12 protein-coding genes are annotated in these 12,814 nt (G+C 66.3%); 3 read left to right on the forward strand and 9 right to left on the reverse strand.

What is annotated here, in order from left to right; translation table 11 throughout:
* Nucleotides 1-16: 16 nt before the first annotated feature.
* Nucleotides 17-649, reverse strand: a complete 633-nt coding sequence (rlmE, locus tag CNR27_RS11310) for a 23S rRNA (uridine(2552)-2'-O)-methyltransferase RlmE (protein WP_096298850.1) — start codon at nt 647-649, stop codon at nt 17-19.
* Nucleotides 650-732: 83 nt separating this feature from the next.
* On the opposite strand from rlmE, the gene yhbY reads away from it, so the two are divergent.
* Both yhbY and CNR27_RS11320 read left to right on the forward strand, forming a co-directional pair.
* Nucleotides 733-1,038, forward strand: coding sequence for a ribosome assembly RNA-binding protein YhbY (yhbY, locus tag CNR27_RS11315; protein WP_096298852.1), 306 nt, complete (start codon nt 733-735; stop codon nt 1,036-1,038).
* A 23-nt stretch (nt 1,039-1,061) separates the two neighbouring features.
* On the forward strand, nt 1,062-1,463 hold the full coding sequence (locus CNR27_RS11320; RefSeq protein WP_096298854.1) for an Mth938-like domain-containing protein: 402 nt from the start codon (nt 1,062-1,064) through the stop codon (nt 1,461-1,463).
* 362 nt (nt 1,464-1,825) lie between these two features.
* Here CNR27_RS11320 and CNR27_RS11325 read toward each other — a convergent pair whose 3' ends face one another.
* The 3 genes from CNR27_RS11325 to surE form a co-directional block, all read right to left on the reverse strand.
* Entirely contained in the window at nt 1,826-2,569 is a 744-nt protein-coding gene (locus CNR27_RS11325) for a peptidoglycan DD-metalloendopeptidase family protein (protein WP_096298856.1), read from the reverse strand.
* 566 nt (nt 2,570-3,135) lie between these two features.
* Nucleotides 3,136-3,831, reverse strand: a complete 696-nt coding sequence (locus CNR27_RS11330) for a protein-L-isoaspartate(D-aspartate) O-methyltransferase (RefSeq protein WP_096298858.1) — start codon at nt 3,829-3,831, stop codon at nt 3,136-3,138.
* Nucleotides 3,828-4,610, reverse strand: coding sequence for a 5'/3'-nucleotidase SurE (surE, locus tag CNR27_RS11335; RefSeq protein WP_096300593.1), 783 nt, complete (start codon nt 4,608-4,610; stop codon nt 3,828-3,830). The genes CNR27_RS11330 and surE overlap by 4 nt, the downstream gene beginning before the upstream one ends.
* Nucleotides 4,611-4,726: 116 nt before the next feature.
* On the opposite strand from surE, the gene CNR27_RS11340 reads away from it, so the two are divergent.
* The gene (locus tag CNR27_RS11340; RefSeq protein ID WP_096298860.1) at nt 4,727-5,296 is read left to right on the forward strand and encodes a Smr/MutS family protein; all 570 of its coding nucleotides are present in this window, start codon (nt 4,727-4,729) and stop codon (nt 5,294-5,296) included.
* A 102-nt stretch (nt 5,297-5,398) separates the two neighbouring features.
* Here CNR27_RS11340 and lon read toward each other — a convergent pair whose 3' ends face one another.
* The 5 genes from lon to CNR27_RS11365 form a co-directional block, all read right to left on the reverse strand.
* Nucleotides 5,399-7,846 carry an endopeptidase La gene (lon, locus tag CNR27_RS11345; protein WP_096300595.1) on the reverse strand — a complete coding sequence of 816 codons (2,448 nt, stop codon included), beginning with the start codon at nt 7,844-7,846 and terminating at the stop codon, nt 5,399-5,401.
* A 220-nt stretch (nt 7,847-8,066) separates the two neighbouring features.
* The gene (gene clpX, locus CNR27_RS11350; RefSeq protein WP_096298862.1) at nt 8,067-9,353 is read right to left on the reverse strand and encodes an ATP-dependent Clp protease ATP-binding subunit ClpX; all 1,287 of its coding nucleotides are present in this window, start codon (nt 9,351-9,353) and stop codon (nt 8,067-8,069) included.
* A 112-nt stretch (nt 9,354-9,465) separates the two neighbouring features.
* Nucleotides 9,466-10,092, reverse strand: a complete 627-nt coding sequence (gene clpP, locus CNR27_RS11355) for an ATP-dependent Clp endopeptidase proteolytic subunit ClpP (protein ID WP_096298864.1) — start codon at nt 10,090-10,092, stop codon at nt 9,466-9,468.
* A 59-nt stretch (nt 10,093-10,151) separates the two neighbouring features.
* On the reverse strand, nt 10,152-11,459 hold the full coding sequence (tig, locus tag CNR27_RS11360; RefSeq protein WP_096298866.1) for a trigger factor: 1,308 nt from the start codon (nt 11,457-11,459) through the stop codon (nt 10,152-10,154).
* 451 nt (nt 11,460-11,910) lie between these two features.
* The gene (locus CNR27_RS11365) at nt 11,911-12,672 is read right to left on the reverse strand and encodes a Bax inhibitor-1/YccA family protein (protein ID WP_096298868.1); all 762 of its coding nucleotides are present in this window, start codon (nt 12,670-12,672) and stop codon (nt 11,911-11,913) included.
* Between the last annotated feature and the right edge of the window lie 142 nt (nt 12,673-12,814).

Raw genomic sequence — 12,814 nt, forward strand, 5'->3', positions numbered from 1 at the left:
GTAGACCGGATTCATGCTACTTCATCGTCGCCAGCTTGCCCTGCGCCAACGCATAGACCTCGGGCGAGCGCTGGCGGGACGCCGCCGGCTTGCGGATCGACAGCTTGGTGTAACGCCGCCTCAGGTCGCGCACGTAGGCATCGAAGTCGGTGCCCTGGAACAGCTTGATCAGGAACGTACCGCCGGTACGCAGGTGGTTGTCGGCGAAATCCATCGCCAGCTCGGCCAGATGCATGGCGCGCGGCTGGTCGACAGCATCGATACCACTCTTGTTGGGGGCCATGTCCGACAACACAAGGTCGACCTGGCTTCCGCCGAGTGAAGACTCCAGCGCCGAGAGGACCGCATCCTCGCGGAAATCGCCGTGAAGGAACTCCACACCGGCAAGCGAAGGCATCTCCAGAATATCGAGCGCGATCACCCGGCCGGTATCGCCCAGTGCATGCCGGACCCACTGCGACCAGCCGCCGGGGGCAGCGCCCAGGTCCACGACGACCATCCCGGGCCTGAGCAGACGGTCGCGCTCGACCAGCTCCTCGAGCTTGTAGGCCGCGCGCGAGCGCAGACCTTGGGCCTGGGCCTTCTTCACGAAAGGATCGGAGAAATGTTCCTTGAGCCAGCGCTGGCTGCTTTTACTGCGGGAGGCCATCGACAACTCGGGCGGGCGGAACGGGGGCGTCCCACGGCCATGATATCCTGCCGCCCGCTTTCATTCTCCAGACCGGTTCATCCATGAGTAACGTCCTGACCGCTGCCCAGACCCGTTTTCTGCGCGGCCAGGCCCATGGCATAAAGGCCATGTTGCAGGTCGGCGGCAAAGGCATCACCGATTCGCTGATCGCCGAAATCGACGCCGCGCTCGAACATCACGAGCTGATCAAGGTCAAGGTCGGTGCAGCCGACCGGGAAGCCCGCGACGCGATGATCGAGGACCTCGCAAGCCGGACCGGCGCGGCACTCGTGCAGCGCATCGGCCATGTCGCCATCCTGTATCGCCAGAGCAAGGACCGCCGCCAGATCGTGCTGCCGCGGACCTGATCTCCCGAGTAGGAGTCAACCATATGCAGTTGAATCTCGAGACGCCGGATTTCGATTTCGTTCTGCGTGGTGCGGACGGACGCGTGGCGCTGGTCAACGATCGGCGCCTGAGCAGAAGCTTCATCGTCTCGGCCCGCACCCTGGTCGAGGACTGGCCGGTGACCGATGTCCGCACGCTGGAAGTTGCCGCGCTCGCGCCCCTGCTGGCGCTGGAGCCGGAAGTGGTGATCATCGGCACCGGCGCAAGCCAGGCGTTTCCGCCACCGGCGACCATGGCCGCGTGCCTGTCGCAGGGCATCGGCCTGGAAGCGATGACCAACGCTGCCGCAGCGCGCACGTTCAATGTCCTGGCCGGTGAAGGCCGTCGGGTGGTCGCTGCATTCGTGCTGGAAGGCGCACCCCTCGCCGAGCCCGGCAACGGCTGAGGCGCAGCCCGCCGGGTTGCCGGTTCCCCCGGACGAGACTCTCGCCTGCCCCTCCGAACCCGGATGCAGGCGGAAAGCCCAGAGCTTCCAGCCCGGCCCGCGCGAAAGGGGGCGGAAAACCCGCCGATGCGCCGAGATGGCGATCGGAGGCGGGCATCTCGCGAGCGGCCCAGGACAAGCAGCCCGGGGTATTCCCCCCTTGCAACGACCCCTACCGCACCGCTGCGCTCACGCGCACACGCGCTCGCGGCACCTGTCGCGCCCGAACCGCGCAGCGAGCGCCAGACCAACGAAGCTTTCGCAGTTGAAGCGGTCCACGCAGTGCGACCCGCGTGGGACCGGACACGGCCTCGGCGCTGCGGTCAGCGCGCCGGCAGATACGACATCGGATCGACCGGCTTGCCGTTGTAGCGGATCTCGAAATGCAGCATGTCGCGCGCCGCACCGGTCCGGCCGAGCTCGGCGATCTGCTGGCCGGCACGCACGCGCTCGCCTTCGTTGACCTTGCGCGAGCGGTTGTGGCCGTAGGCGGTGAGCCACTGTTCGTCGTGCTTGACGATGATCAGCTCGCCGTATCCCACGAGGCCCGCACCGGAATAGACGACCACGCCATCGGCGGCCGCATTGACTGCCTGACCCGACGTGCCGGCGATATCGATGCCCTGCTTGGTGGGATCGTTGGCGACATAGCGTCCGACGACCTGGCCGGCAGTGGGCCACTGCCAGTTGAACGGGCTTCGCGCCGGCGGTGCGGCCGGTGCCTGCGGCCTGGACTGGGTGGGCTGCACCGCAGGGCGCTGCGCGCTGGGGGTACCGGTCGTGGCTGCTCGTGCCGGCGCGGCGCTGCCGCCACCGGGATACAGGCGCAGCCGCTGGCCCGGATAGATCGTGTACGGGGGGCGGATGTTGTTCCAGGTCGCGAGATCCAACGCACTGATGCCGTTGCTGGTTGCCAGGCGGTACACGGTGTCGCCGCGCTGTACGGTGACCGATTGCCCCGGCCGGGGCGTCGACGTCGGCGCGGTACTGCCGCCCTCACGGATCACCCGGCTGCTTCCGCAGGCCGAAAGCAGTCCAACCAATACCAACACAACCAGCATCCTCATCCACGCATCTCCAACCAGACCAGTCCGACGACCGCCAAGCCCACCATCAACCAGCCAAGCCATTCGATGTAACGCTTGAGCACCGGCTCGTACTTCGCGCCGCCCCCGAGCCATCAAACCCGCTACCAGGTAGAACCGCATGCCGCGGCCCAGCAGCGATCCGACGACGAACGGTAGCAAGCGGACTCCCAGCGAACCCGACGCGATGGTGAACACTTTGCATGGGATCGGCGTGAACCCGGCGAGGAACACGAACAGCAGGCCGTGTTCCAGGAAGGACGCCTGGATTCGCTCGGATGCGGACTCCCAGCCCATGCGCACGATCCACGGCCACGCAAGGTCGAGTACGAAGTGTCCGCAGCCCGGCAAACCGACGGCCACCGACCCGAGTGTGCACAGCAACGCGAAGCGCCACCACGCCCTCGGTTGGGCCAGGGGCGAGCATGACGTCGGGTGGAATCGGGAAGATCACGATTCGGCCGCGCTCATCGCGGTCAGACAGCGTGGTGCGTCGCGATGGCGTGCCCACGAAAGCGTGAGGTCGTACGTCCTTGCGAACAGCTGCATCAGTCCACGTATCCGGAGAGGAGCGGCACGAACGCGACGGCCGCCACGTCCTGTTGTTCGATGTGGCCGTCGGCATCCTTGCGCAGCACCAGCAGCCGCTGCGCGCCCTGCGCGCCGACCGGGGCGACCAGGGTGCCGCCGACCGCCAGCTGCGCACTCAGCGCCTCCACCAGCGCCGGGCCCGCGGCGGTGACGATGATCCCGTCGAAAGGCCCGTTCTCGGGCCAGCCGATGCGGCCGTCGTCGTGCTTGCTGCGGATGTTGAGCCCCAGCGAGCGGAAGCGCTTGCGCGCCACGCGCAGCAGTTCGCCGATCCTCTCGACCGTGTGCACCTCGATGCCCAGCGCCGCGAGGATCGTCGCCTGATAGCCCGAGCCGGTGCCGACCTCGAGCACCTTGCCCGGCATGCCATGGGCCAGCAACGCCTCGGTCATCCGCGCGACAACCCATGGTTGCGAGATCGTCTGTCCGTGGCCGATCGGCAGCGCGGTGTCCTCGTAGGCGCGCGTGGCCAGCGCCTCATCGACGAACAGGTGCCGGGGCACGGTACGGATCGCGTTGAGGACTCGCTCGTCGGTGATGCCGCCGCCCGGATGCGCACCATCGCGCAGGCGCTCGATCAACCGGTCGCGTACGCGCTGCGAGGTCATCCCGACGCCGATCGCCTCGGGCTGCAATCGCAAACGCATGCTCATGCCCGGGTCGCCTTCAGGTCGGCTTCCAGGCCGCCGACCCAGCTGGCGACGTGCTCGAGCGCCTGATAACGGGTCAGGTCGACATGGATCGGCGTGATCGCGATGTGCCGCGTGCGCACCGCGTGGAAGTCGGTGCCCGGGCCGGCGTCCTGCTCGGGACCCGCCGCGCCGATCCACCACCAGGTCCGACCACGCGGATCGTCGATCGAGGTACAGGGGCCGGCGCGGTGCCGATTACCCAGACGCGTGACCTCGAAGCCCGCGAGCTCTTCCCAGGGCACATCGGGCACGTTCACGTTGAGGATGGTGTCGGCCGGCAACGGGTCGGCCTTCAGCCGCGCGACGATCTCCACCGCGGCCCGCGCGGCCGTTTCGTAGTGCTTGCCCTCGTGGTCGCGCGTGACCAGCGAGACCGCAACCGCCGGCAGGCCCAGGAAGCGGCCTTCCATCGCCGCGGCGACAGTGCCCGAATAGATCACGTCGTCGCCGAGGTTGGCGGTGTTGTTGATACCCGACACGACGATATCGGGTTCACGATCGAGCAGGCCGGTGATCGCCACATGCACGCAGTCGGTCGGCGTGCCGTGCACGCGCCAGGTGCGGTCGTCGAGCTGCACGGTGCGCAACGGCATGTCGAGGGTCAGCGAGTTGCTGGCACCCGAGCGGTCGCGGTCGGGCGCCACGATGAGCACCTCGTGACCCGCATCGCGCAGGCCCTGGGCCAGGATCCGGATGCCGGGGGCGTCGACGCCGTCGTCGTTGCTGACCAGTACGCGCATGAACTGTTCTACGGACCCCGAGCCGACGGACAAGACGTGCATGATAACGGATGCATCCACCCCACCCCACCTCGATCCCGCGCTGCGCTGCGCGCACGCTTCGCTAGGCTAGACGCATGCAACGTGGCCGCCACCGCTCCGATCCGCCCCCCGCGCCATCGATCGATGACGACGATGCGGCGCTTTTCCGCAATGCGATCGGCCCGGTGCGCGAGCTGCCCGCGGCGCCGCTGCCGCCGCAGTCGCCCAAGCCACGGCCGTCGACACGAATGGCCGAACGTGACGATGCGCAGGCGCGCAGCGAATTCAGGCAACTGCTCGACGGGCCCCTGCTGCACGCCGGCGATTCCATGCAGTACCGCCGCGAGGAAATCGCGCCGCGCGTGCTGCGGCGCCTCGGACGCGGCGAGTACGCGGCCCAGGAAGAGCTCGACCTGCATCACAGCGACGTGCAGCAGGCGACCGCCCTGCTGCGGCTGTTCCTGCGTGACGCGGTCGACGCGGGTGTCGGTTGCGTGCGCATCATCCACGGCAAGGGGCTGAACTCCTCGCCGGATGCGCCGATCCTCAAGAATCTCGTCGACCGGCTGCTGCGCCAGCGCGCCGACGTCCTCGCCTTCCACACCGCGCCTGGCGGCCAGGGCGGTACGGGGGCGGTACTCGTACTGCTGAGGCCGCGCCGCTGAGCCACGCCCCCGTCCTGGCGGGTTGGCATGCCAGAAGCGGGCAAACCCGCAAAAAAAGGGCTGCAGTCGCCTGCAGCCCTCGGATATCGCGGTCAAGCCCGCTCAGTGTTTCACGCGGGTCCGCTTGGCTTCGGTCCGCGGCACCACCTTGCGGGGCGCCTTGCGCGTCGTATCGGCCTTCTGCCCCGGGGGTGGCGGCAGCGGACGCTCCAGCGCAAGATCGAGCACCTCGTCGATGTACTTCACCGGCACGATCTTCATCCCGGCGGTGACGTTCTTCGGGATGTCGGCCAGATCCTTGCGGTTTTCCTCGGGAATGATCACGGTCTTGATGCCGCCGCGCAGCGCCGCGAGCAGCTTCTCCTTCAGACCGCCGATCGCCGTCACCCGGCCACGCAGGGTGATCTCACCGGTCATCGCCACGTCCGCGCGCACCGGGATCTTGGTCAGCAGCGACACCAGTGTCGTCGCCATCGCGATGCCCGCACTCGGACCGTCCTTCGGTGTCGCGCCATCGGGCACGTGGACGTGGATGTCGTGCTTCTGCAGCACTTCGAGTTCCACGCCCAGGCGCTCGGCGCGCGAGCGCACCACCGACATCGCTGCCGACGCCGATTCCTTCATCACGTCGCCGAGCTGGCCGGTGAGGATCAGCTGGCCCTTGCCCGGCACCTGCGTCGCCTCGATCTGCAGCAGGTCGCCGCCGACTTCCGTCCATGCCAGGCCCGTCACCAGGCCCACCTCGTTGTCCTGCTCGGCGCGACCGAAGTCGTAACGCTGCACGCCCAGGTACTTGTCGAGGTTCTTCTCCGTCACCTTGACCGTGCGCACGCTCTTGGCCTTGCCCTTCACCGGCCCCGCGAGCGCTATCTCCTTGACCACCTTGCGGCAGACCTTGGCGATCTCGCGCTCCAGGTTGCGCACGCCCGACTCACGCGTGTAGTAGCGCACGATGTCGCGGATCGCGCCTTCCGACACCGTCAGCTCGCTGTCGCGCAGGCCATTGGCCTTGAGCTGCTTGGGCAGCAGGTAACGCATCGCGATGTTGAGCTTCTCTTCTTCGGTGTAGCCGGGGATGCGGATCACTTCCATGCGATCGAGCAGCGGCCCGGGGATGTTGAGCGAGTTCGAGGTCGCCACGAACATCACTTCGGACAGGTCGAGATCGACCTCGAGATAATGGTCGTTGAAGGTGTGGTTCTGTTCGGGATCGAGCACCTCGAGCAGCGCCGACGCGGGATCGCCACGGAAGTCCATCGACATCTTGTCGATCTCGTCGAGCAGGAACAGCGGGTTCTTCGTGCCGACCTTGTTCAGGCTCTGGACGATGCGGCCCGGCATCGAACCGACGTAGGTGCGGCGATGTCCACGGATCTCCGCCTCGTCGCGCACGCCACCCAGGGCCATGCGGGTGAACTTGCGATTGGTCGCCTTGGCGATCGACTGGCCGAGCGAAGTCTTGCCCACGCCCGGCGGACCGACCAGGCACAGGATCGCGCCCTTCATCTGCTTCACGCGGGTCTGCACCGCGAGGTACTCGAGGATGCGGTCCTTGACCTTCTCCAGACCGTAGTGGTCGGCGTCGAGCACGTCCTGCGCGGCCTTGAGGTCCTTGCGCACCTTGCTGCGCTTCTTCCACGGCACACCCAGCAGCCAGTCGAGATAGTTGCGCACGACCGACGCCTCGGCCGACATCGGCGGCATCTGCTTGAGCTTGTTGAACTCGGCCTTGGCCTTGGTCTCGACCGCCTTCGGCATCCCGGCCTCGGCGATCTTGCGCGCGATCTCGTCGATGTCGCTCGGCGCTTCGTCGATCTCGCCCAGCTCCTTCTGGATCGCCTTCATCTGCTCGTTGAGGTAGTACTCGCGCTGCGACTTCTCCATCTGCGACTTCACGCGGCCGCGGATGCGCTTCTCCATCTGCTGCACGTCGATCTCGCCGTCGACGAAGCCGACCAGCAGCTCGAGGCGGTCGGCGGTGTCGGTCGCTTCAAGCAGACGCTGCTTGTCGGCCAGACGCACGCCCAGATGGGCGGCGATGGTGTCGGCCAGGCGGCCGGGCTCGTCGATGCCGGCCAGTGTCTGCAGCAGCTCGGGCGGCAACTTGCGGTTGGTCTTGACGTACTGCTCGAACAGGCTCATCAGCGAGCGCGCGATGGCTTCGACCTCGCGGGGTTCGCGACCTTCGACTGGCGGGATCGCCACGCCGCTGCCGACCAGCGCGCCATCGTGCTCGCGGATGTCGCGGAGCCTGACGCGCTCGGTACCTTCGACCAGCACCTTGATCGTGCCGTCGGGAAGCTTGAGCAACTGCAGTACGGTCGCCAGCGTGCCGATCTGGTGGAGATCCTCCTCGTTGGGATCGTCGATCTCGGCCGACTTCTGCGCGACCAGCAGGATGCGCTTGTCGGCCTCCATCGCCATGTCGAGCGCGCGGATGGACTTGTCGCGGCCGACGAACAACGGGATGACCATATGCGGAAACACGACGACATCGCGCAGCGGCAGGACCGGCAGTTCGTGGGTTTCGGGAGTGCTGCGGGGGCTCATCATCCTTCCTCATCTGTCGCCGCCCCGACGGGGCGGCCTTGGTGGCTTGCAGCCACCCTGGCATCGTTTATGGGGCGCCGCTGGACAGGATGCAAGCGCCTCCCGCGTGACGCGGATACGAAAAACGCCGCGTGCCTGGGGCACGCGGCGCTTCGTGGCGCGGCTGGTGTCTTCCCAGCCTGAATGACGCGACATCGGAACGTATCGTTCCGACCCCGTATCAGTCGCCGGAGGCGATCTTCTGCTCGGGAGCCGGTGTTTCGTAGATCAGGTACGGTTCCGACTTGTGCTCGATGACAGATTCGTCGACGACCACCTTGCTGACATTCTCCAGCGACGGCAGGTCGTACATCGTATCGAGCAGCACCGATTCGACGATCGTACGCAGACCTCGCGCACCGGTCTTGCGCTTGATCGCCTTCTTGGCGATGGCGGTCAGCGCATCGGGGCGGAATTCCAGTTCCACGCCCTCCATCTCGAAGAGCTTCTTGAACTGCTTGCTGATGGCGTTCTTGGGCTCGGTGAGGATCTGGATCAGCGCCGCTTCGTCCAGCTCCTCGAGCGTCGCCACGACCGGCAGGCGACCGACGAACTCAGGAATCAGGCCGAACTTGATCAGATCCTCCGGCTCGACATCAGCCAGCACCTTGCCGACTTCCGCCTTGCGTTCGGAACTCTTGAGCTTGGCCCCGAAGCCGATGCCGCTGGCGTCGGTGCTGCGCGCCTGGATCACCTTGTCCAGGCCCGCGAACGCGCCGCCGACGATGAACAGGATGTTCTTGGTATCGACCTGCAGGAATTCCTGCTGCGGATGCTTGCGACCGCCCTGCGGCGGCACCGACGCAACCGTGCCTTCGATCAGCTTCAGCAGCGCCTGCTGGACGCCCTCGCCCGAAACGTCGCGGGTGATCGACGGGTTCTCGCTCTTGCGCGAGATCTTGTCGATCTCGTCGATGTACACGATGCCCTGCTGCGCCTTCTCGGCGTCGTAGTCGCACTTCTGCAGCAGCTTCTGGATGATGTTCTCGACGTCCTCGCCGACGTAACCGGCCTCGGTCAGCGTCGTCGCGTCAGCCATCGTGAACGGCACGTTGAGCAGCCGCGCCAGCGTTTCCGCGAGCAGCGTCTTGCCCGAGCCGGTCGGCCCGATCAGCAGGATGTTCGACTTGGCCAGTTCGACCTCGTCGTTCTTGCTGCGGCTCTCGATGCGCTTGTAGTGGTTGTACACAGCCACGGCGAGCGTCTTCTTCGCGCGGCGCTGGCCGATGACGTACTGGTCGAGCACCTCGAGAATCTCGCGCGGCTTGGGCAGCGAGCTGCGTGCCGACTGCGCCTTCTCCTCGAGCTCCTCGCGAATGATGTCGTTGCAGAGCTCAACGCACTCATCGCAGATGAACACGCTGGGACCCGCAATCAGCTTGCGCACCTCATGCTGGCTCTTTCCGCAGAAGGAGCAGTAGAGGATCTTGTTGCTGTCGCCGGAACGACCCTGACGGTCTTCGCTCATGCCTTGGCCAAATCTGTATTTCGGTTTCGTTTCGAGAATAGCACAGCGTCCGGCGCGCCTTGTCGGGCGCCGGCGCTATGCATATGCCTGATGAATCAAGCGCTTGGCTGATTCACCCGGCGGTAATGGTCTCGTCGGGGCGACGCTCGAGCACCTGGTCGACCAGCCCGTACTCACGCGCGGCGTGGGCACTCTTGAAGTTGTCGCGCTCGGTGTCGCGGGCGATCGTCTCGAACGGCTGGCCGGTGTGATGGGCCATGATCTCGTTCAGGCGCTGCTTCATCGACAGGATTTCCTTCGCGTGGATATCGATGTCGGTCGCCTGCCCCTGGAAGCCGCCGAGCGGCTGGTGGATCATCACGCGGGAGTTCGGCAGCGCATAGCGCTTGCCTGCCGCGCCCGCCGAGAGCAGCAGCGCGCCCATGCTGGCCGCCTGGCCGATGCAGATCGTGCTGACGTCCGGCTTGATGAACTGCATGGTGTCGTAGATGGCCATGCCTGCGGTGACGATGCCGCCCGGCGAGTTGATATAGAGGTTGATGTCCTTCTCGGGGTTTTCCGCCTCGAGGAACAGCAACTGGGCGACGATCACGTTCGCCATGTGGTCGTCGATGCCGCCCACGAGAAAGATCACGCGTTCCTTCAACAGGCGCGAATAGATGTCGTACGCGCGTTCGCCGCGGCTGGTCTGCTCGACCACCATCGGCACCATGTTGAGGGCCTTCGTTTCGATACTCATCACTCAATCCCCGTCTGTGGAGCGTCCGGCCCCGAAGGACCGGACAGATTGGACTCCGATCAGCCCTGCGGGCTGACCGCGTCCTGGAAGCTCAGCGGCTGCTCCGTGTGCTGGGCGCGCTCGGCGATCCAGTCGATCACCTGCTCCTCCATCACGCGGTTCTGCAGCCCCGACATCAGCTGGGGGTCGTTGCGGTACATCTCAATGACCTGCTGCGGCTCTTCGTAGGTCGAAGCGATCAGGCGCATGGTTTCGTTCACGCGCTTGGGGTCGAGCCTGAGCTGGTTGCGACGGGCGACCTCGCCGACCAGCAGGCCGACGAGCACGCGCTTGCGCGCCGGTTCCAGGAACTCGGTGTGCGCGTCCTCGGCAACGTTCGGATTCTGGCCGTTGCGCCGCGCCTGCTCGACCATCTGGCGCAGCAGGGACCGGGCTTCCGATTCCACCAGCTTCGGCGGCAGTTCCACGTGCGCGAACGCGGCGACCAGCTGTTCGCCGACCTCGCGGCGCAGGCGGCTCATCAGCGCCCCCTTGAGCTCACGCTCCAGGTTGGCGCGGATCTCAGCGCGGAACTGCGCCATTTCGCCGCTCTTGACGCCGAAGCTGCGGATGAACGCGCCGTCGACCTCGGGGAGCTGCTGCTCGGAGACCTGCTCGATCTTCAGATGGACCTGGGCCTGCTTGCCGGCCAGCTGCGGCACGCGCCAGTCGGCCGGGAACGTCACGTCGACCGTCTTTTCATCGCCCTTGGCCATCCCGACCAGTGCGTCCTCGATCTCGGAATACATCGCGCCCGAGCCCAGCACGGTCACGCCGCGCTCGGCGCCCTCGGCCGGCAGGCGCTCGTCGCCGATCTGCGACCAGGTCTCCACGTCGACGGCGTCGCCCTTCTGCGCGCCACGCGTCACTGCGCTCCAGCTGCGGCGCTGCAGCCGCAGGTTCTCGATCATGCGGTCGATGTCGTCCTCGGCAACGTCGGCCGTATGACGCACCACTTCCAGCTTCTCCAGCTCGATCGTGCCGAAGTCGGGCACGATCTCGAAGGTCGCGGTGAAGGCCAGCTCACCCTCGCCGGCCTCGCCTTCGGGCATGATCCGCGGCGCGCCGGCGATCTGCAGCTCGTTCTCGCGCACGGCCTGATCGAAGCCTTCACGCAGCAGACGATCGAGTTCCTCGGCACGGACCTGCTCGCCGAAGCGCTGCTCGACGACCTTGGCCGGAACCTTGCCGGGACGGAAGCCCTTGAGGCGGGTGGTCCGCGCGATCTCGCGCAGACGGCCACCGACCTGGGTATCCAGGCGTTCGGATGGCACACGGAACGTCATCTTGCGTTCCAGGCTGCCCAGCGATTCGACCGAAACTTGCATATCCACTCCTGCGCTCGCGGACCAGGCCGCGCGACATCTGTCTTGTTGGGAATTGGTTGTGTCTGCCGACGCCGGCCCTGGCGAGGCGCGGGCGACGGAACGGCGTAGTTTGGCCGATTCGGCCCACCACCGCCACCGCTGTAGGCAACCGCCCCCATCCGCCGTTGAGCCGGTGCGGATACGCGCGACGGCGCCAACGCCGGGAGAACCGTGTCCGGCTGCCCTCAACCCGTCTCGACGCACCCCGGAGCGTGAGCCAGCCCTGGATCGCCGCCGCCCCTAGCTGGGCCGCGGTGCCACGTCGGCCAGCTCGCGGCACGGACATCCACTCGCCCGCCCTGCGCTGCCCGGCGCAGCGGCCGCAACCGATACCGGCACGGCGAATGCGAAGCGCGCCGAAACGAAAAAAGGCGCCCGCGGGCGCCCTTCTTCGATACGGAAGCGGGTCGACTCAGCGCTGCTGCAGCTTCGAGAGCAGGCGCAGGAACTCGATGTACAGCCACACCAGCGTGACCATCAGGCCGAATGCGCCGTACCACTCCATGTACTTCGGCGCGCCCTGCTCGACGCCGGTTTCAATGAAATCGAAATCCAGCACGAGGTTCAACGCCGCGATGACGATCACGAACAGGCTGAAGCCGATGCCGACCAGGCCCGACTCGTGGATCAAGGGAATCTGGACGCCGAACAGGCCCAGCACGATCGTTGCCAGGTACACCAGCGCAATGCCGCCGGTCGCTGCGACGACACCGAGCTTGAAGTTCTCGGTGGCCTTGACCAGGCCCGTGCGATACGCGAACAGCAGCGCGAACAGTGTTCCGAAGGTCAGCATCACCGCCTGCAGCACGATGCCTTCGTACATGAAGTTGTACATCGCCGAGATCGCGCCGAGGAAGAAGCCTTCCACCAGCGCATAAGCCGGCGCGGTCACCGGCGCCCACTCCTTCTTGAAGACCGTGACCATCGCCAGTACGAAACCGCCGATCAGACCACCCCACATGTAGATGCCGAAACCCGGCTGCGGACGGCCATCCGTGCCGAACTCGACCTGTGACCAGGCGAACGCCGCCGTGAGCACGGTCAACAACAGCAGGAAGCCGGTCTTGTTGACGGTGCCATTGAGGGTCATCGCCTCGCCGTCGCGCGAAACGACGCTTCCGCTGGCGAGGTCGAGGAACGTGGATTCCTTGAGTGCAGGATTGCCGCTGCGCATGATTTTCGCCCCTGTCAGTCCGTGGATTTGTATGACTGGGAGGATACACGCCGTCTCAGGTGCATCACTGCATTGACAGCGCTGAAGACGGCCGTACAATTGCGCCCTTCGTACGGCCCTGGCCGTGTCGGGATCAGGTTTG

Source organism: Luteimonas chenhongjianii, assembly GCF_002327105.1.
Classification (GTDB): Bacteria; Pseudomonadota; Gammaproteobacteria; order Xanthomonadales; family Xanthomonadaceae; genus Luteimonas; species Luteimonas chenhongjianii.